Raw genomic sequence first — 21,037 nt, forward strand, 5'->3', positions numbered from 1 at the left:
GAATAGTGTTGAAATTGTTGTCCCTTTCTAGCCATAAAAAATCCCCTCCAAGTATAGTGTAACAGCCAAGATATGTTCTTGGGCTTTTTACACTGTCTACTTAGAGGGGATAATATCACCCTTCAGGAGGCCAGCGTCTTTTTTTGTTTCTTATATTTTTTGATAAAGCCGCTCAGGTAATGCTCTTTATTATAATCATTGAGGTCGATTTTCCACTGACCATCACCATTACGTTTCATTTTCACTTCATATTCAGTTGGGCTGGAGACTGGAGGAAGCTTCTCTGAATTCAGATGCGCACATATTCAAGCTTGTCTTATACAATTCTTCTTTAGAACGGATCTTGTCGTTGTAAAACTCATCTCTTTAATTGTGTAGCTTGTCTTTTAAGTTAGAAGCATCAATGCCTGTTACTTGAGCGATAACCTTAGGAAATAAAGAGCACCTGATAGTGACTTTCCTTTATTCAAAGAGCCAAGATCAAGACGATCTTTACTGCCGTAGAATTTTAAATCAGATACCTTGGCATCGTCCTGATAAAGGGTAAAATCAGAGTTATACAAGAGAAGGGCTTTGTCGAATGTTGATCAAATGTCCTTTGTATCGTTTATCTCTCCATAGCCCGATGACAAAACTTAATCATGCAAAGACAGCCAATGAGGAGCTTGATCGGATGAAATTCTTTTCCCTTGCCTGATCTTAGAAGCAGAATGATCATGATGATTTGGATGGTCATGAGAAAATTCCCCTTTTCGTTTTAGTGTATCTTCATTATACGTACCTTTTATTTTCGCAACGTCTTCATGCAGATTGATTTTCAGAGAGCAGAATACTTGAATTTTGAAAATGGTTCATGGGAAAATAAGGATGATTAAGCAGATAAGGGAGATGATCTTATGAAAAAGGTAACGCTTGGACGAACTGATTTACAGGTGAATCCGATTGGGCTTGGAACGAATGCAGTAGGTGGACATAATTTATTCCCGAATCTGAGTGAAGATGAAGGTCGGGAGCTTGTGGAAACAGCTCTTGATCAAGGTGTCAATTTCTTAGATTCTGCTTTTATTTATGGGCTGGGCCGTTCAGAAGAATTGATCGGTGAGATCGTAGCCAAAAGAGGCGGCAGAGAGAAGCTTGTCCTTGCGACGAAAGGGGCCCATAAAGAAGTAAACGGACAAATTGAACTCGATAATAGTCGTGATTTTTTAAGACAGCAGGTGGAAAATAGCCTGAAGCGACTGCAAACAGATTATATTGATTTGTACTATATGCATTTTCCAGACGGCCGCACGCCGTTGGATGAAGTAGCAGGCACATTAAAGGAATTGAAGGATGAGGGAAAAATCAGGGCAATTGGTGCATCAAACCTTGATTTTGAACAGCTTCAAGCCTTTAACCGTGATGGATACTTAGATGTACTTCAATCAGAGTATTCTCTGCTAAAACGTCAAGCAGAGCAGGATCTTCTCCCATACTGCGTGGAACATGGTATTTCCTTTATTCCTTATTTCCCTTTGGCGTCAGGTTTGTTGACTGGAAAATTTACAAAAGATGCGACATTTGATGATATTCGAGCAAATGACCCGCTTTTCCAAGGCGATGCTTTCCTTCAAAACCTCGAAAAAGTAGACAAGCTGAAGGCCATTGCACAATCAAAGAACGCAGAAACGGCAAACGTAGCACTGGCATGGCTATTAGCTCAGGACGGCATTGATGCGATTATTCCTGGTGCTAAGCGAGCGGAGCAAGTCTTGCAAAACCTAAAAACAAATGATGTTCAATTAACAGAAGAGGAAATCAAACAAAAATTAGGTTTGTGATTGTTCCAAAGATTAGTGACACTAATGATGACCCAATTATTGCGTCTATAACTGGTTTTATAATTCCATCTCCATGCATTATACTTAATATAAGAATCAAGAATATAACCAAAAAAGATATGATGTAATCTTTTTTTGCTAAAAAACAATTTTAATCAACTCCTTGTTGTTTAACGTATTGCAGTTTACTTCTATATTTTACCCATTTTAAATTATTAACGTTATAATTCTTCTAGCTGTGCTTCTAATCGTTTTCGTTCTAACTCATAAAAAACTAGAAAAGAAGCTCGATCTCACAATATTGATATTAGTAGCCATCACACTATTTTTGGTGACCATTCAATGGGTATAGATAACGATTTTCTTGCTTTTTTGTGTGTATGTTGGAATGAAATATAGGAATCAATTGAAAAAAGGCTAAAGAAAAAGCCCCGGGAAACGGGGGTTTTTTAATTCGTTCTTGATGAATCAACTAATGAGCTTGTTTTGTAATCGTTCAAATCAAGTTTCCATTGGTCGATATCATTTTTCTTCATGTTGACTTCTACTGTTTGTTCAGAAGAAGATGGTCCTAATTTTTTCTCTTCAGGGTAGATAGAGAGTAAACATTTTTGTGCATCATTATAAGACGCTGTACGATTTTTGCTGTAGAACTCAGTTGCTTCAAGTAGTAAAAATCACAATAAGTAATGAATATTTTTTCTGTTATGTGTATGATCACATGATTTATGTATCGCTGACAGCGAATGATGTTTAGACAGGCCATCGACACGGAGCGTTTTTTCATGTCAAAATGTCAGTCATTTACACAAAAACTCCACATAAAATAAAAAAGAAATGAGATGGAGGTGGATGTATGGCAGTGGTAAGAGCGACAAGCTCTGATATTGACTTATTGGCCAGACTGCTAAGAGCGGAAGCAGAGGGTGAAGGGAAGCAAGGAATGCTGCTGGTAGGAAATGTAGGCATCAATCGTCTGCGTGCCGACTGCTCTGACTTTAAAGGGCTGCGTACGATTCCACAAATGATTTATCAGGAGCATGCGTTTGAGGCGGTCAACCACGGATACTTTTATCAACGGGCGCGAGAAAGTGAGAAGGCACTTGCGCGGAGGAACATTAACGGAGAACGATTTTGGCCTGCAAAATTCAGCCTTTGGTATTTTAGACCGCCTGGAGATTGTCCACCGACTTGGTACAATCAGCCGTTTGTGGCAAGGTATAAGTCGCATTGTTTTTATGAGCCAACAGCCGAAACGTGTGAAAATGTGTATAACACCTTTTAGCTTGATGAACAGCACAATCCTCTTTGAACGAATACAGAGGGTTGTGTTTTTCTTTTTTTCTTGTAACAAGGGATTGAGGAAATGAAGATGTATCGAGATTTAAGTTGTATGGATCAATGTCACCTCTGCTGTCTGACCCTTAGGTATGCCGACTTAATCATATGAAGTAATGGCATCATCAACATCCTTTCATCAATACGTTGAATGTTCTCTACTCACAAGTATAAAGAAATACATGGAAGGAAGGAAATGATAGGGTTTACCCTCAATTAGCATCTATGTAAATTATATCAACATATGAAGACGCACCAACACTTCGTTCATCAGTAAAAGCTGTCTACTAGAACATTCGACAATGTTTCACATAAAACACTTCATTTACGACATGAACTATTTTGAATGACGATCTTTTCTTTAAAAAATAATATGTTATTGAAACCTATAATGAACATAGACGTATATACTAGTAAATAGAAAAAAGAGTAAGGGGCTCCCATGTCATTTCATGAATTTTGTCGAATTTTCATGTATGATGTTTTTAATAGGGCCCATCGCTTAATAAATGGATTTTTATTATGCTGGAGGAGTGATTGATTTGGCAATTACATTAGAAAAAGGTCAACGCATTGATTTAACAAAAGGGAAAGCAGGGCTAACGAATATTCTCGTTGGACTTGGCTGGGACCCCGTATCACAAGGCGGCGGTTTTTTAGGAAAGCTGTTTGGCGGCGGAGGCGGCGCTGATATTGATTGTGACGCTTCAGTACTGATGCTGAAAAATGACAAGTTTATAGAAAATAGAGATTTGATTTATTTTGGCAACTTGAAAAGCGGATGCGGAAGTGTTGAGCATACAGGTGACAACCTGACGGGTGAAGGAGACGGTGATGATGAACAAGTCCTCGTCAACTTAAGCAAGGTGCCAGGTAATGTGAATAAATTGGTGTTTGTCGTGAACATTTATGATGCCCTTAGAAGAAACCAACACTTTGGGTTGATTCAAAATGCTTACATTCGCATTGTTGATCGATCAAACAATCAAGAATTAGTGAAATATAATTTAAAAGATGAGTATGCAGGAAAAACATCATTAATCGTTGGAGAGCTTTATCGTCACGAGAATGAGTGGAAGTTTGCGGCTGTTGGAAATGGTACAAATGATGCGAAGCTAGCCGATATTACGAGAAACTACATTTAATTAGAAGGGAGAGGTTCCTCGTGGGAATTTCTTTAGCGAAAGGTCAAAAAATTGATTTAACAAAAACCAATCCAGGCTTAACAAAAGTGGTAGTAGGTCTTGGCTGGGACGTAAACAAATATGACGGCGGACATGACTTTGATTTAGACGCAAGTGTATTCCTTTTAGATGCGGCAGGCAAAGCAAGCTCTCCATCTGATTTTGTCTTTTACAATCAAACAACTGGCGGAGGCGGCAGTGTCGTACATACAGGCGATAACCGAACTGGTGCTGGAGACGGAGATGACGAGCAGGTCAATGTCGACCTTTCAACTGTACCAGCAAATGTTGAGAAGATTTCATTTGTCATTACGATTCATGATGCAGACGCGCGCAGTCAAAACTTCGGACAAGTCTCTAACGCATATGTACGTATTTTAAATGCGGCATCAAATGAAGAGCTCATCCGTTATGATTTGGCAGAGGACTTTTCAATTGAAACAGCGATTATTGTAGGCGAGTTATACCGTCATGGCGGGGAATGGAAATTCTCGGCTGTTGGATCAGGCTATCAAGGCGGACTTGCCCGCATTGCAACGGACTTCGGCTTAGATATCGGGTAACGATTAATTTCCATATTTTCAAAGACAGGAGAGATACGGATATGGCGATTCAGCTTTCAAAAGGACAACGTGTCGATTTAACGAAAACCAACCCAGGACTGACAAAAGTGATGATCGGACTTGGCTGGGATACGAATAAATATTCTGGTGGAGCCGAATTTGATTTGGACGCTTCAGCTTTCTTAGTGAATGCAAACAATCGTTGTCAGCAAGATACAGACTTTGTTTTCTATAATAACCTGCAGCATCCGAGCGGCAGTGTCACTCATACAGGTGATAATCGTACGGGTGAAGGAGATGGAGATGACGAGCAAATTCTCGTTGATTTCTCAAAAATTCCTGCTAACATTGATCGTATCGGAATTACAGTCACGATTCATGATGCAGAGGAGCGTAGTCAGAATTTTGGACAAGTCTCGAATGCATTTGTTCGTGTTGTAAATGAAGAGGGCGGGGAAGAATTGATTCGCTTTGATTTAGGCGAAGACTTCTCAATTGAAACAGCTGTAGTGGTGTGTGAATTGTATCGCCATGGAAGCGATTGGAAGTTTAACGCAATCGGAAGCGGGTTCTCTGGCGGACTTGGAGCTCTTTGTCAAAATTATGGGTTAGAAGTGTAAACAAGAGAAAAAATCCATTTAGAGGCGCTGTCAATAACTCATATGAGGGTCTTTTCCAAAGTGAGAAAGAAACAGCGAGAAGAATAGCGGCAGGCGAAAGCCTACTGATGCTTTACACTTATAGGAGGAAAACCTGTTGGATATTTTGAAACATATGTTGGACACGTATGCCTCGTTTTTTGATTGGCATATGTGGGCAGAGGTATTAACAGACCCTGTCTCTTGGGGGCTCATTGGGACCCTTGTCGTACTTGAAGGATTGTTATCAGCAGATAACGCATTAGTATTAGCTGTCATGGTCAAACATTTACCAGAAAAGCAGCGTAAAAAGGCATTAACCTACGGACTGATTGGCGCTTATTTCTTCCGTTTTCTATTCATTGGCGTAGGGATGCTACTCATCAAGTTCTGGTGGATTAAGATTCTAGGAGCAGCTTACTTAGCATGGCTTGTCATCAAGCACTTCTGGTTAGGTGATGGTGACGACGAAGCGAAGGAATTGAAAAAAGAAGGCTGGCTTGTTCGTGTATTTGGCGTGTTCTGGGCAACCGTTATTTCTGTAGAAATTATGGACCTTGCCTTCTCCGTTGACAGTATCCTTGCTGCATTCGCTGTATCTGAGGAAGTATGGATTCTTCTTTTAGGCGGAATGCTTGGAATTCTGATGATGCGTACAGTGGCACAGTTATTCCTTGTTCTCATTGACCGTGTACCAGAGCTTGAGAATACAGCGTTTATTCTCATTGGGATTATTGCAGCCAAAATGGCATTGAGTGTTGCTCATATTGAAATCCCGCACCTATTATTCTTTGCGATTATTATCTTAGCATTTATCGGCACGTTTATTGTTCATAAAATCAATAAGAAGAAACATCAAGATGTGACCAACGAAGCTGCGGCTTCAAAAGAAGAATAGGATGATCAAAAAGGAATGGAGTTGACTAGCGGCTCCATCCTTTTTTGAATCCAAGTCATTGGATTGATTTTCTCTAAACAACTGGGGGGAGGCACTGCATGCGATATTTTCGTTTTTTATCAGAGGCGAGGCAGCATGATATTTTTTTGAAGCGGCCAACGGCGATCCATTCATTGACGCCAAGGCATGTACTTGCGCATGCACTAGGTGCTACTTTGTATATGCCTGCGACAAGACAGGATGTAGCAGACATGGTGCTTTCGCAGAAATATGAAGCGCTTTGCTCTGTTGTGTTGTGTTTGGAGGATGCCATCGGTGATCAAGAAGTGGACATAGCCGAACAGAATTTAGTGGCACAATTGACCAGTCTTACGGAGAAAATCACTCATTTTCCTGAAATGGCTGAGTATTTGCCGCTTTTATTTATTCGAGTTCGTTCGCCGAAGCAGTTGCTAAAAATGGCAGACTTGCTCGGTTCAGCCATTCATCTATTGACGGGTTTTGTGTTCCCAAAGTGTTCTGTTCATAATGCAAAGGCATATTTGGACAGCTTGAAACGGGCTTCAGCACAAACGAAGACGAAACTTTATGGAATGCCTATTTTGGAAACACCAGATTTATTAGAAAAAGAGACGAGATGTAGGGTGTTGTCTGAGTTAAAGCAAATCATGCTGAATGAAGAGGAATATATCTTGAATATTCGTATTGGAGCAACGGATCTTTGTGGATTGTATGGGATTCGCCGTGATCGTACGACTACCATCTATGAGATCAGACTCATCGCTGATTTGATCATAGATATCATCAATTATTTTGGCCGTTCTTTTGTGGTATCCGGTGCTGTATGGGAACATTTTGGCCCGGCACGAAAAGAACAAAACGCCTTCATTCGTGCGTTCTCTAAGAGCGGTCAGTCTTATTCATCTGAACTCGATCATGTACAAGGCCTGCTCAAGGAGACAAGACTGGATGTGGCAAACGGCATCCATGGAAAGACAGTGATTCATCCAACACATCTCAAACCAGTTCAAAGCATGTACGTTGTCACAAAGGAAGAATATATGGATGCTTTAAGCATTTTGAAACATGCGGATGGAACAGTTGGAGTGATGAAGAGTGCAACCTCTAATAAGATGAATGAAACGAAGCCACATTATCGATGGGCAGAGCATATTCTAATTAAGTCAGATATTTACGGGGTGTTTCATGAAAATAAAAGCTATATCGACATACTCACAGAAGCAGAAGCCGCATACGCTGAACATCTTGGAACATATGGAGGTTGAGCTTGATCTCAAAGAAGGCATGCTTCAACTGGAAAAAGAGCACCTTTTTGAGATGGCGGCAAGGGTGAACAAAAAACGAGCCTTTTTATTTGTTAGTAAGGTGCTCGGTAAACATATTCCTGTTCATCCAGTGAAACCGCTCCTTGTCTCAGGTCTTTTGGCAATGGCTTATGCTATAGAGCAAACAGGTAAGACGCTACTACATCAAGACCTATTAGTAGAGGCCTTAAAGACGAACGACCATGCGTTGTTAACTGAAGCCTATGATTCACTCAAAAGAGAAAAGCTGTTGACGGGCAAACAGCCAATCGTGATCGGTTTTGCTGAAACGGCTACAGCACTTGGCCATGGTGTGTATGACGTATTAGAAGGAGCATCATACATTCATACGACACGTGAACAGCTACTAGATCTTGATCCTACATTGGTATTTGAAGAAGAGCATTCACATGCAACGGATCAGTTTTGTTATGCAGACGAAGCATTACTTCATACTAACCGCCCCATTATATTAGTAGATGATGAAGTCACGACAGGGCGTACAAATATCAACATCATTCGGGATCTCCATGCAAAGTACCCGCAACATTCTTATACCATTCTTTCCATTTTGGACTGGCGGACAGAGGAGCACGAGGAAGCCATGCTTCAGTTTCAAGAGGAGCTTGGTGTTCACATCACCGCATTGTCCTTATTAAAGGGACAGATGGTCTTTCGGGGAAAAACATTGGATGAGCCAGCCTATTCGTATGAAATTGCTGAGCGGGAGAAGACACCAGATCTCTCTTTTCATTCTCTTCGATCTTTCTTTGGGCAAGTTCCATATTCACTTTCTCATGCAACAAACTCTGCAGGTCATACGCCCTATATACATGAAACAGGTCGATTTGGTTTAAGCAGAGAAGATACGAAAGTGATCGATCAAGCAGTTGCTGAGGCTGGGCTGAAACTCAAGCAAGAGCGCAAAGGAAAACAGACACTCTGTTTAGGAACAGGTGAGCTGATGTATGTGCCGATGAGACTTGCAGCACATATGGGAGAAGGCGTCCTCTTTCATTCGACGACGAGAAGTCCGATTCATCCGGTCGAAAAGGATGGATATGCTGTTCAAAATGGCTATGCATTTTTGAGCCCCGAGGATACTAGAATTCAGCATTACGTGTACAACATACCAAAAGATCAATACGATGATGTGTTTCTCTTTTTCGAGAAAAAGGTCTCTCAAGCGACATTGCTTCCGCTTGTTCACTTATTTGCTGAGCGGCATGTGAAGCATGTGCATATTGTGACTTTATCAGACGAGGTGAAGCTGAATGACTAATGTGTATACAAAGATGGGAAGCTATCCAGAGCAGGATGTAATCTTCTTACTCAAGGATTTATCATCGATTGAGATGGAGAAAAGTACAGAGGAGCGAGAGCGTTCTATTCAAGGCGGTGAGCATTATTCAGAAATGCTGCCAATTGAATATAAGCCGACGGCATCTTATATGACCTTATTCTATCAATCTCTTGAAGAAAGTAAGCATAAGGTAGCAGAAGCAGTAGCCGTTGTGGCAGAACAAATGATCAAAAAGCGAGGCTTCCAAACAGTGCTTTGCAGTTTGGCTCGGGCTGGGACACCGATCGGGGTGCTCATCAAACGGTATATTCGAAAGACGTATGGCCTTGATCTGCCGCATTACAGCATCTCTATTATTCGTGACCGCGGAATAGACGAGAATGCGTTACATTATATGCTGAAAGAACATCCAGGCTTTGAGATTGCATTTATTGATGGATGGACCGGAAAAGGCGCTATTTCAAAGGAGCTTCAAAAAGCTGTGATTGATTTTGAACATAAATATGGGATTCGTCTTTCTAGTGAGCTGGCTGTACTGGCTGATCCGGGCTTCTGTACAAATGTATACGGAACAAGAGAGGATTTTCTTATTCCAAGTGCTTGCCTGAATTCAACGGTGTCGGGGCTTGTCAGTCGAACGGTATTAAACGACCGCTGGATAAATGCCGATGATTTCCATGGAGCCAAGTATTACGAAGAGCTGTTGGATGAGGATGTGTCCAATATGTATGTGGATACAATTGAAGAAGCATTTTCTAGGCTCGGATCAAATGTACAAGAGAAAGTAGAGACGATTCTCGGGCAAGGGATGCACGCTGATTGGCGAGGGATGTCGTCCATTGAGGCGATCGGTCAGGAATTTCAAATTAAAAATACGCACTTGATTAAGCCTGGTGTTGGTGAGACGACCCGTGTGCTGCTCAGGAGAATCCCTTGGAAAATACTGATTCAGCCTGGGTCTCAGGAGAAGCTGAAGCACATTCTACTGTTGGCAGAGGATAGAGACGTTCCCGTGATTGAATATGCCAATATGTCCTACACATGCTGCGGATTAATTCGTCCGGTGGAGCAATCGTCATGAAGAAATTTGCGTTTGCCAGTGATTTAGACCGGACGTTGATTTACTCACATCGTATGCTTGAGCAGCATGCGTATGAAGGGACATATGATTTAGTTGAGGTGCTGGATGAACGGCCGCTTTCCTACATGGCTGTTGAAACGAAGAAATCCTTACAGGCGATTCATCAATTCGGTTGGTTGATCCCAGTGACAACAAGAACAACTGTGCAATATGAACGGATCACTTATTTTCAACAAGAGCTGAAACCGGAATATGCGGTCACGACAAATGGCGGCTGCATCCTTCATCATGGCAGGCCTCTTGAGGATTGGCAGGCCATTGTAGATGAAAGATTAAGAGAGTGTATGCCAGTAAGAGACATGCTGAGAGCCATATCTGAGCTACCTGTTGCTGCTTGGGTCAAGCGTACTCGGACAGCAGAGGGAAGATTTCTTTACTTGATCATGAAAGGCGAGTATCTTTCTCGCATTCCCCTTGCTGAATTGAGGCTGTGGGGCGAGGAAAAAGGCTGGCAGGTTTCACTTCAGGGCCGGAAGCTTTATTTTATTCCACAGCCGCTCAATAAGTGGGCTGCTGTTGCTTTTCTAAAGGAAAGGCTGCATCTTGAATACGTTTATGGTGCAGGAGATTCCTTGTTAGATGCGGATCTCATTCGTCAGGCAGATACGGGCTTTGCGCCAAGGCATGGGGAAGTTCTAGACTTTGACCCATCACTTGAGCCGACGGAAGCATCTGGCATGGCAGCGGCCGATGAAATCACCGCATGTGTCATACAGCAGATGACCACTGCAAAAAAGCTTTCAATACGATAGCAGAAGTAGAAGGCTGAATGTTATGATAGTAGTATCTTTCAAGAAAATATAGGAGAAAGGAAGGAGCGGCGTGAGCCATAAAGAAATGAATGTTATCCATACACGGGCGGATCAGGAAGCCTGGAAAAACCTACTGAAAAAGCCGCTCCCTGAACGAGACGGCTATGTAAAGGACGAGCATACCTTATCCATGCCGAGTCTCGCCGCCCGGGTCCTTGGAACTCCGCATGATGCAACCGATTATTTTATTTATTTACATGAATTATATGAAACAGACGATATGCATATTTTAAGTGAAACACTCAATCGTCATATTGAGCCGGAGCATTTTCAAGCGCTCCAACGAATTCATTTGATTAACCAAGAAGAAAAGGGATTGTCCGTGAATCGCTTTGTGGCTTTTTTAGATGGCGAGCAGCTAATTGTACGTCATCCAAATCCTATAATGAATCGTCATATTCGCCTTTCGTTAATCAAGGTGTTTGAGCATTTCCAGCAGTTGCATGAGGGCGGATTTCAGCATTCCGACTTTCGCCGCGTCTTACTAGATGTGGTGAAGTTTTCAAATAACCATCTAGGGCCATGGCTAAAGGAAGTAAATATTGAAAAAAAAATGCCGGCTGTCATTTGGTATGGAGAGGCAAATAAAAGTCAGCTTTATTTTCTGTATTATGTCATGCTAATTGGCTGTGATGTTGTGCTATTTCATCCAGAAGGTAAGGATCCGTTTCGCGAATTAGATCCAGAAGAAAATATGACTTTTATTGATCCATATCCGGGGACTTCCAGGCTTGAGCCGTTCCCTACTGAAAAGCCTGAGAGGAAATCAACGGTGGCGTACCGTTCGACAAGAGAGCTTCAAGAGGTTCTCCACACAGAAGATTCAATGCTGTATAAGCCATGGCAATTCAGAGATCATACACCTCATTCCATTACGTTAAAGACAACATATGACGAGCTGTTTTTAATTGCAAAGGAACGATCATTTATCCGCCCTAATTTCAAAGCAGACCGGGTTACGATACAAATTCCGAATCTTTTTGCGAAAATGATGGGGGTCACGCGAGACAAGCGTGAATACTGGGACCGTATCCACACATTAATGGAGGGGAAAGAAACGAAGACCATTCGCCATTTCCCTTTTACGAAAGAGGTTTCCTCGAATTATCAATTTCATTATCAGCATGCACTTTCTCCTGCAGGAGAGATTGATCCTGAATTATTAATGAAAAGCAATGTGTGGCAGTTTTCTCATCTATATGAGGGCACGCAGCGTGCGATGGCAGAGGCGATAGCTCGGATCTGTCAGCATCCGAAGCTGTTAAAGGAAGGAAATGAGACTGAATTAGATGTCCGCATTTATTTATTCAAACAGCTTCTGCATATTAGCCAGGATCTGATTGAACTCATACAAACATTTGATTATGCACAAACCGTACCAAAAGTGATTTTATACCATACCGAATATAATGGCGAGTTGACTCGTTCCGATGCGGCTATCCTGATTTTTTTAAATGAAATGGGTGTGGATCTCTTCGTGTATCATCCGGCCGGATATCAGTGTATAGAGCGGTATATAGATGAACAATTATTTGATACACATTGGCTCGATGAAATGGTCATGAATCAAGAGTTTAAAGAGCCATCCATCGTCAGAAAGTTATTTCAATCCATCAAAAACCGATAAGGAGATCAGAGTTTATGACAAATACAAACGGAAATGACATCGTTTCAATTGATAAAGAGGAAATCACCATTGAGAAGGCAGACGATATTCGCGTTCAGCTTCGAAATGAACCAGAGGTGCAAAACATTGCGAGGCAGATAGATGCCAAAAATCAGCTGGACCTGCTCGAATACGGAAAGCAGCCGGCTATCGAAATCTCCAAGTTCTCTGATCGTATTCTTTCTATGATGCGTTCAACGAGTGTCACAGACTCAGGGACGATGCTCACACAGCTTGGAAAAATTATGGATCGCTTTGATAAAAACGATTTTGATGAGCCAAAGGGTGGTTTATTGTCAAAAATCTTTAAGCGCGGCGGTAGTATGATCGAAAAGATTTTCAGTAAATATCAAACACTGGGTGCAGAGATTGAAAAAATCAATGTCGAAATCAGTAAATATAAAGACGAAATGACCAAGTCGACTGTGACGCTTGAAGAAATGTATGAGCATAACATTCAATACTATATGGAGCTTGAAAAGTATGTCGTGGCTGGTCAAATGAAAATCGAAGAATTAAAGCAATTGGTTCCTTCTTATGAAGAAAAAGCTGCTAGTGGTAACCAACTGGCTCAAATGGAGCTGGATACGCTTCGTAATGGCATTCAGGCGCTTGAAGAGCGTGTGTATGATCTGGACATGGCACGGATGGTGGCTCTTCAAACGGCACCACAAATTCGTTTGTTACAGCGTGGTAATACGAAATTGATTGGGAAAATCAACTCTGCGTTTATCATTACCATTCCAATTTTCAAGAATGGAATCATTCAAGCGGTTACAGCGAAAAGACAAAAGCTTGTGGCTGATTCAATGAGTGAGCTTGATAGAAGAACTAATGAAATGCTGAAACGAAATGCTGAAAATATCTCAAGTCAAAGTGTAGAAATTGCGAAGTTATCTGGTCGTCCAAGTATCGATATTGAAACGATTGAATCCTCCTTCAATACAATTGTACAAGGAATGAAAGAGACAAAACAGATTGAAGAAGAAAACAAACGATTACGTGAAGATGGAACAAAACGTATGCTTGAGCTTCAAGATCATATTAAGCGGGCTGCACTAGAGTCCTAAAAAATGAGCTGTCTGTAACTAAAGTTGCAGGCAGTTTTTATAAATTTTATTAAAATTTAATTGAAAAAGGTTTTTATGTGACCATTTTCGGTCATTCCTGTTCAGGGGTGCAGCTCGCCAATGATCAAAAAGTCCACGAGTATTCGACTTAACACAATTAGGTATTCCCAATTATTTATTTACGGTAAAATATTTACTTTTTAGATAAAATACCCCATAAAATATGTAGTTTTTGAAGCATTCTTTAGGATTTAAGAGTAAAACGGCGTATAAACTCTAATCACCAGACCTCTATATGGAATTCATACATATTGTACGGAAATAAGCGAATTCTAAAGATTGTTCGCATCATAACGCTTATGTTACGGTTATAAAGATGCTAATTTGGAGGGGAATAATGAATTCTGAAGAAAGAAAGATCAAAATTAAGATAAATAATGTATCTAAAATTTTTGGTAAAAATGCTAAAAAAGCATCTCAAATGCTTGAAAAAGGCAAAACAAAACGAGATATCCTAAAAGAGACCGGCGCAACAGTTGGTGTCAATCGAGCAAATTTTGATGTTTATGACGGCGAGATATTTGTCATCATGGGGCTATCAGGGAGTGGAAAGTCCACACTTGTGCGGATGCTAAATAGGTTAATCGAACCAACCTCCGGTGAAATATATATTGATGGGGATATGATAACAAATATGTCAAAGGACCAATTGCGTGAAGTGAGACGGAAAAAGATCAGCATGGTCTTCCAAAACTTCGCATTGTTCCCGCATCGTACAATTCTTGAGAACACAGAATACGGTCTTGAATTGCAGGGTGTTGAGAAAGAAGTGCGTAAGCAAAAAGCGATGGATTCACTTAAGCTCGTGGGTCTTGAAGGATTTGAGGATCAGTTTCCAAACCAATTAAGTGGAGGGATGCAGCAACGTGTAGGGCTAGCCCGTGCACTTGCAAATGATCCAGACATATTACTAATGGATGAAGCATTTAGTGCGCTCGATCCACTTATTAGAAAGGACATGCAGGATGAGTTATTAGATCTTCATAGTTCGGTTGGTAAAACGATTGTTTTTATTACACATGATTTAGATGAAGCTCTGAGAATTGGTGACCGTATTGTTCTAATGAAGGACGGCAATATTGTACAAATTGGTTCACCAGAAGAAATTTTAATGAATCCTTCAAACGAATATGTAGAACGATTTGTTGAGGATGTAGATTTATCCAAAGTATTGACAGCTGGGAACATTATGAAAAGAGCAGAAACCGTTCAGATTGATAAGGGGCCAAGAGTCGCTTTAACCTTGATGAAAAACTTAGGTATATCTTCTATCTATGCAGTCGATAAGCAAAATCGCCTGTTAGGGGTCATTTCTGCAGAAGAAGCACAGCGAGCAAAGGAAAATCAACTAGCCTTAAAAAATGTTATTCAACAAAATATGAAAACAATTCATCAAGATACTGTTTTAACGGATCTTTTCGATCTTGTCTCAGAATCTAATATCCCAATTGCTGTCGTAGACGATAAAAACCGTATGAAGGGTATAGTTGTGAAAGGAGCACTCATTGGAGCGCTTGCAGGAAATGATCAATACATTAATTTAATTCACACACAGGAGGTGAACTAAATGCTATCTTTGTCATCACTTCCTAGAATCCCTTTAGCAGATTGGATTGATCAATTTATTGATTGGTTAACAGCGACATTTGGTGGAATTTTTGATGGTATTGCTAATGGTTTAGCTGCATTTGTTCAAATGATTACAGATGGTTTAGGATTTATTCCACCTATCATTTTGACCATCATTTTTGCTGGTGTTACATGGCTAATTAGTAAAAGAGGAATTGCGATCTTTGCATTAATCGGATTCTTTATCATTGATTATCTAGGTTATTGGAGTGCTATGTTACAGACGCTATCATTAGTCTTAACATCTGTTATCATTTCGATTATTATCGGTATTCCGATTGGCATTTGGGCTTCACAGAAAAATACGGTTAGGCAGATTGTGACACCTATTTTAGACTTAATGCAGACGATGCCTGCTTTCGTTTATCTGTTACCTGCTATTTTCTTCTTTAATATTGGGGTAGTACCTGGCGTTGTAGCTTCTGTTATTTTTGCGATGCCTCCTACGATTAGGATGACGATACTAGGTATCCAACAAGTTCCAGCTACTTTAATTGAAGCGACTGAGGCATTTGGTTCAACAACGAGTCAACGTTTGATTAAAGTGCAGTTGCCACTTGCCACAAAAACGATTCTAGCTGGGATCAACCAAAGCATTATGTTGGCCTTGTCTATGGTTGTCATTGCATCAATGGTTGGTGCGCCTGGATTAGGTGAAGAAGTATATCGAGCTGTTACTCAATTAAAAACAGGAACTGGTGTAGAGGCAGGGATTGCCATCGTTATTTTGGCTATTGTTCTTGACCGAATTACACAAAATATTAAGACCAAAAAAACTAGGGGGGATGTTTAATGTTTAAGAAAATTGTAGGAGTAAGTGCGGCAGCGATTTTGACTTTAGGATTAGCTGCTTGTGGTAGTTCAGCGAGTAATAAGGACGCATCAGTTGGAGAACAGGTGAAGTATAAGATTACTGGAATTGATCCAGGTGCGGGTATTATGGAAGCAACAGATAATGCTTTAAAGGATTACGATTTATCTAAGTGGTCAGTGACTTCAGGGTCTAGTTCTTCCATGACTGCGTCTTTAAAAAAGGCCTATGATAAAAAAGATCCAATCATCATTACTGGATGGAATCCTCATTGGATGTTCTCTAAGTATGATTTGAAGTATTTGAAAGACCCTAAAGGTGTTTATGGTGAAGCAGAAGAAATTCATACAATTACAAGAAAAGATTTTGCAAAAGATCAACCACAAGCAAATAAATTACTTAGCCAGTTTAATTGGTCTGAAGATGACATGGGAGAAGTCATGCTTGCGATTCAAGAAGGGAAAAAGCCAAAGGATGCGGCGGCGGACTTTGTGAAGAAACATGAGGACTTAGTAAGTAAGTGGACAAAAGGTGTAGATAAGGTGAATGGTGAAAAAATTAAACTTGTCTACGTTGCTTGGGATAGTGAAATCGCTAGTACAAATGTTGTAGGAAAAGTGTTAGAGGATTTAGGTTATAACGTAACGCTGACTCAAGTCGAAGCTGGGCCAATGTGGACAGCAATCGCTGATGGAAGCGGAGATGCTTCGCTTGCAGCATGGTTACCACAAACACATAAAGTATATGCAGAGAAATTTAAAGGCAAATATGAAGATGTGGGTACAAGTATGAAAGGTGTTAAAATTGGCCTTGTGGTTCCGACCTATATGAAGAACGTCAATTCAATCGAGGATTTGAAAAAATAGCCAAATATGTTGTGTTTCCCTTATAATAGAAGGGAGCATATAGAAAAAGCAGTCTGCTCAAAAGCGGCTGCTTTTTTCTTATACTAAGGATGATGGACGAGTTGTCGATGGTTGAAGAGACAATCATGATCTTCCTGATGGTGGTGGAGTGAGTAGCTGGATGTGGCAGTAGCAGATCGAAATGTTCAAGGAAACGTATGATTGCAATTGCTATATCCCTGATCTCATCGGTCATGGGACAAGAGCAAATGAAGAGCCATTTTCAATGAGAAAAAGCGCCCGTGAGGACATCTCATGGATTAGGTAGCATGCGCAAAGCCGTACAGTGATTCTCGTAGGATTCTCACTTGATGCGCAGATTGCCGTTGATGTTTTATCCACATCATAGAAAATAGCCGTCATCAACAGCGCTCTTGTGATGCCTCTGCCTCTTACGTACCTGCTATTAAAGAAAGATTGGTTTATTCAGCTTCAAGCCGAGAAGCTCGGAATACCAAGCCATGCAGATGGAGCACTATGCAACTGATTCAAAACATTTGCTGAAGGAAACCCTTCAAACGATGTTCCAAGAAAAAATCTCCATTACAAGCTCCAAACACATTTCAGTAAGCGGAGGCACGTATTCTCGTCACAGTGGGAGAAAGAGGCATTATAAAACGGTCATCGAAAAAATAACCAATGCACACCCGAAGGCAGTAGGTGTCATCGTTCCAGCCATTGGTCATACGTTTACATTTGAAAAGGAAGAACTTTTTACTGAAATGGTCAAATCCTTTGTGGAGATGCGTGATGTACCAGCGGAATTAAAGGGAAAATGGTAGCTGATTTAATGGGCATCACCAGACAGGTAGCTGTAGAGGTGGTTATGTTCGGAGAAGGGGTTGTCAACTCGTCAATCCAATATCAGGTTTTTGCACCCATTTGGTTTGTCATCGGTTTGTATCGGGGTATGATCAACGGGGGACCTTAGAGAGTGGGGCAGCTTTCTTTGTGAAAATATGTATGGAGACAGCGGTTTGAAACCATAATAAGAGTGTTCACAAATTCGATACATATTTTTTTGAGCAATCCCCTTGCAAAAGTTTGTGATGTATTGCACAATATAAATGTGAAAATATTCACAAACAAAACAACTTAGTTTTACGGGAGGATGAGGAAACATGACAAATGAGAAAGTAAACAAAGTAGCACTTATTGGAGCAGGTTTCGTTGGCAGTAGTTATGCCTTTACATTAATAAATCAAGCGATCACAGATGAATTGGTTGTTATAGATTTGAACCAGGACAAAGCAATGGGTGACGTGATGGATTTAAACCACGGGAAAGTTTTTGCCCCGCATCCTGTGAATACATGGTATGGAGATTATAAGGATTGTCAGGATGCAGATATTGTGTGTATCTGTGCTGGAGCGAACCAAAAGCCAGGTGAAACAAGACTTGACCTTGTTGAGAAGAATTTAAATATATTTAAAGGCATTGTAGAAAATGTCATGAAAAGCGGATTCGATGGCATTTTCTTAATTGCCACAAACCCTGTTGATATTTTGACATATGCGACTTGGAAATTCAGTGGACTTCCAAAAGAAAGAGTGATTGGTAGTGGTACCACTCTGGATACCGCAAGATTTAGATATATGCTCAGTGAGTACTTTGAAGCAGCGGCGTACAACGTGCATGCGTACATCATTGGAGAGCATGGGGATACAGAGCTTGCTGTTTGGAGTCATGCGAATATCGGAAGTGTACCGATCACAGAATTAATGAAGAGAAATGACCAATACAAACAAGAAGACTTAGATGAGATAATGGAAAATGTTCGTCACGCCGCTTACCAAATTATTGAGAAAAAAGGGGCCACATACTACGGCGTAGCGATGAGTTTAGCTCGCATCACAAGAGCGATCTTGCATAATGAAAACAGCATTTTGACTGTCAGTACGTATTTAGATGGAGAGTACGGAGCAGAGGATGTCTACATTGGTGTACCTGCCCTTGTGAACAGAAATGGTGCAACAAACGTGATGGAGCTTGCACTAAATGACACAGAAAAAGAAAAATTCGAACATAGTGTGAAAGTGTTAAAAGAGATCTTGGCTCCTCATTTTTAATCAATCAAGGCAACCTATCTGAGCAGAAAAGGATGAATCGTTATGTGGCAGCAAATCTATGATCCATTTGGTAATGAGTTCGTGAGTGCATTGGTGGCAATGCTTCCAATTTTATTTTTCCTACTTGCATTAACCGTATTTAAGTTAAAAGGTGTTTTAGCCGCTTTTTTTACCTTAATCGTCAGTTTTGTAACAGCTGTTTTCTTCTTTCATATGCCAATTGAAAAGGCATTATCTGCTGTGCTGCTCGGTATATCTAATGGGCTGTGGCCGATTGGATATATCGTCATCATGGCCGTATGGCTCTATAAAATTGCTGTGAAATCAGGAAAATTTGATGTCATTCGTTCTAGTATTGCAGGGATCTCTCAAGATCAACGTCTTCAGCTCTTATTAATTGGTTTTAGTTTTAACGCATTTTTAGAGGGCGCAGCTGGATTTGGTGTACCGATTGCAATCAGTGCTGCCTTACTAACAGAGCTTGGGTTTAAACCACTCAAAGCTGCGATGCTCTGCTTAATTGCCAATGCTGCATCTGGCGCATTTGGTGCAGTGGGAATCCCAGTCATTACAGGGGCGCAAATGGGTAATATCACACCGCTCGCTTTATCTCAAACTCTTGTGTATACGATTCCGTTTATTTCGTTCTGTATCCCGTTTCTACTGATTCTGATTGTAGACGGCTTCAAAGGGATCAAAGAAACTTTGCCAGCACTACTTATTGTTAGTGGAAGTTATGCCATTTTGCAAGCTGTGACGATGGTCACTATGGGTCCTGAGCTTGCCAATATTATTTCAGCCTTAGCAAGTATGGGGATCTTGGCTTTATTTCTTCAAAAATGGCAGCCAAAACATATATATCGTGAAGAAGGAGCACCAGCCATTGAACAAAAGCAAACGTATAGCGGCATTGAAGTCATGAAAGCATGGTCTCCGTTCTATATCTTAACTGCTGTTATTACAGTATGGAGTCTGCCAGCATTTAAAGCATTGTTTGCTGAAGGAGGACCACTGAACTGGACGACGATTTTAGTGAAAGTGCCGTTTCTACATCAGCAAATTGTGAAATTACCGCCAATTGCACAAACAGAAACTCCAATTGATGCGATCTTTAAGATGGATGTCGTCAGTGCAACAGGTACTGCCATTTTCATCGCGGTCATACTGACAGGATTGTTTAGCAGAACGATCAAATTAAAAGAAGGCGCTGCCTGCTTAAAAGCAGCGGTGAAGGAGCTTTGGGTACCTGTTCTCACCATTTGTTTTGTCATGGGTTTTGCAGGCTTGTCGAACTTTGCTGGACTTAGCTCTGCGATTGGACTTGCGCTTGCAAAAACAGGCGATTTATTCCCTCTTGTCAGCCCAGTGCTTGGTTGGATTGGTGTGTTTATTACTGGGTCTGTTGTAAGTAATAATGCCTTATTCGGTAACCTTCAAGCGGTCACTGCTTCTCAAATCGGCTCACAGGTAGGTCTATTAATCGGTGCGAATACGACCGGTGGAGTCATGGCGAAATTAATTTCTCCACAATCAATCGCCATCGCTACAGCAGCTGTAGGAGAAACAGGTAAAGAATCAGAGCTCTTTCAAAAGACGGTGAAGTACAGCTTCATCTTGCTCGGTATCGTGTGTATATGGACATTCATTCTTGCTCAATTTTTATAGAGTATTCAAAAAGACTGAGATGTGATATTATCCCCTCTAAGTAGACAGTGTAAAAAGCCCAAGAACATATCTTGGCTGTTACACTATACTTGGAGGGGATTTTTTATGGCTAGAAAGGGACAACAATTTCAACACTATTC

Annotated in this window: 19 protein-coding genes and 2 pseudogenes; 19 read left to right on the top strand and 2 right to left on the bottom strand. The window is 40.9% G+C overall.

Translation table 11 applies throughout. The features are described 5' to 3' along the window. Positions 1-122 precede the first annotated feature (122 nt). Complete coding sequence (locus tag LC033_RS14150) at positions 123-305, bottom strand: DUF5105 domain-containing protein (protein WP_312887875.1); 183 nt, start codon at positions 303-305, stop codon at positions 123-125. A gap of 591 nt (positions 306-896) precedes the next feature. Here LC033_RS14150 and LC033_RS14160 point away from each other — a divergent pair. Beyond that, a complete protein-coding gene (locus LC033_RS14160) occupies positions 897-1,820 on the top strand; it encodes an aldo/keto reductase (protein WP_226569495.1) in 924 nt (307 codons plus the stop codon). Between the two features lie 449 nt (positions 1,821-2,269). Here LC033_RS14160 and LC033_RS14165 read toward each other — a convergent pair. After that, a pseudogene (locus LC033_RS14165) lies at positions 2,270-2,476 on the bottom strand (DUF5105 domain-containing protein); the annotation flags it as partial. A gap of 200 nt (positions 2,477-2,676) precedes the next feature. Here LC033_RS14165 and LC033_RS14170 point away from each other — a divergent pair. The 18 genes and pseudogenes from LC033_RS14170 to LC033_RS14255 all read left to right on the top strand — a co-directional run bounded on the left by LC033_RS14170 (position 2,677) and on the right by LC033_RS14255 (position 20,897). After that, positions 2,677-3,105, top strand: a complete 429-nt coding sequence (locus LC033_RS14170) for a cell wall hydrolase (protein WP_226569497.1) — start codon at positions 2,677-2,679, stop codon at positions 3,103-3,105. 595 nt (positions 3,106-3,700) lie between these two features. Continuing rightward, the gene (locus LC033_RS14175) at positions 3,701-4,303 is read left to right on the top strand and encodes a TerD family protein (RefSeq protein ID WP_226569499.1); all 603 of its coding nucleotides are present in this window, start codon (positions 3,701-3,703) and stop codon (positions 4,301-4,303) included. A 20-nt stretch (positions 4,304-4,323) separates the two neighbouring features. Continuing rightward, entirely contained in the window at positions 4,324-4,905 is a 582-nt protein-coding gene (locus LC033_RS14180; protein ID WP_226569501.1) for a TerD family protein, read from the top strand. Between the two features lie 41 nt (positions 4,906-4,946). Next, positions 4,947-5,525 (top strand): TerD family protein, encoded by a 579-nt coding sequence (locus tag LC033_RS14185; RefSeq protein ID WP_226569503.1) that lies wholly within the window; start codon positions 4,947-4,949, stop codon positions 5,523-5,525. A 136-nt stretch (positions 5,526-5,661) separates the two neighbouring features. Beyond that, positions 5,662-6,441: a MeeY/MeeF family manganese export membrane protein gene (locus tag LC033_RS14190; protein WP_226569505.1), complete on the top strand. Its 780-nt coding sequence runs from the start codon at positions 5,662-5,664 to the stop codon at positions 6,439-6,441. A 98-nt stretch (positions 6,442-6,539) separates the two neighbouring features. After that, a complete protein-coding gene (locus LC033_RS14195) occupies positions 6,540-7,727 on the top strand; it encodes an HpcH/HpaI aldolase/citrate lyase family protein (RefSeq protein ID WP_226569507.1) in 1,188 nt (395 codons plus the stop codon). Next, on the top strand, positions 7,717-9,048 hold the full coding sequence (locus LC033_RS14200) for a phosphoribosyltransferase family protein (RefSeq protein ID WP_226569526.1): 1,332 nt from the start codon (positions 7,717-7,719) through the stop codon (positions 9,046-9,048). The genes LC033_RS14195 and LC033_RS14200 overlap by 11 nt, the downstream gene beginning before the upstream one ends. Continuing rightward, positions 9,041-10,150: a cysteine protease StiP family protein gene (locus LC033_RS14205; protein WP_226569509.1), complete on the top strand. Its 1,110-nt coding sequence runs from the start codon at positions 9,041-9,043 to the stop codon at positions 10,148-10,150. The genes LC033_RS14200 and LC033_RS14205 overlap by 8 nt, the downstream gene beginning before the upstream one ends. Then, on the top strand, positions 10,147-10,962 hold the full coding sequence (locus LC033_RS14210; protein WP_226569511.1) for an HAD family hydrolase: 816 nt from the start codon (positions 10,147-10,149) through the stop codon (positions 10,960-10,962). The genes LC033_RS14205 and LC033_RS14210 overlap by 4 nt, the downstream gene beginning before the upstream one ends. Before the next feature lie 70 nt (positions 10,963-11,032). Further along, on the top strand, positions 11,033-12,649 hold the full coding sequence (locus tag LC033_RS14215) for a YceG family protein (protein WP_376776463.1): 1,617 nt from the start codon (positions 11,033-11,035) through the stop codon (positions 12,647-12,649). A gap of 14 nt (positions 12,650-12,663) precedes the next feature. Further along, entirely contained in the window at positions 12,664-13,758 is a 1,095-nt protein-coding gene (locus tag LC033_RS14220) for a toxic anion resistance protein (RefSeq protein ID WP_226569513.1), read from the top strand. Between the two features lie 397 nt (positions 13,759-14,155). Then, a complete protein-coding gene (locus LC033_RS14225; protein WP_226569515.1) occupies positions 14,156-15,385 on the top strand; it encodes a quaternary amine ABC transporter ATP-binding protein in 1,230 nt (409 codons plus the stop codon). Positions 15,386-15,394: 9 nt separating this feature from the next. Then, complete coding sequence (gene opuAB / locus LC033_RS14230; RefSeq protein WP_226569530.1) at positions 15,395-16,240, top strand: glycine/proline betaine ABC transporter permease subunit OpuAB; 846 nt, start codon at positions 15,395-15,397, stop codon at positions 16,238-16,240. After that, positions 16,240-17,124, top strand: a complete 885-nt coding sequence (locus tag LC033_RS14235; protein WP_226569516.1) for a glycine betaine ABC transporter substrate-binding protein — start codon at positions 16,240-16,242, stop codon at positions 17,122-17,124. Before opuAB ends, LC033_RS14235 begins: the two co-directional genes overlap by 1 nt. Positions 17,125-17,624: 500 nt before the next feature. Continuing rightward, entirely contained in the window at positions 17,625-17,945 is a 321-nt protein-coding gene (locus LC033_RS14240; RefSeq protein WP_226569518.1) for a hypothetical protein, read from the top strand. Continuing rightward, positions 17,942-18,094, top strand: a pseudogene (locus LC033_RS17365) (YfcC family protein); the annotation flags it as partial. The gene LC033_RS14240 and the pseudogene LC033_RS17365, both read left to right, overlap by 4 nt. A 190-nt stretch (positions 18,095-18,284) precedes the next feature. Next, positions 18,285-19,232 (top strand): L-lactate dehydrogenase, encoded by a 948-nt coding sequence (locus LC033_RS14250; protein WP_226569520.1) that lies wholly within the window; start codon positions 18,285-18,287, stop codon positions 19,230-19,232. Between the two features lie 42 nt (positions 19,233-19,274). After that, positions 19,275-20,897: an L-lactate permease gene (locus tag LC033_RS14255; protein WP_226569522.1), complete on the top strand. Its 1,623-nt coding sequence runs from the start codon at positions 19,275-19,277 to the stop codon at positions 20,895-20,897. Positions 20,898-21,037: the final 140 nt, after the last annotated feature.

The organism is Bacillus stratosphericus, from assembly GCF_020524495.1.
GTDB lineage: Bacteria > Bacillota > Bacilli > Bacillales > Bacillaceae > Bacillus > Bacillus stratosphericus_B.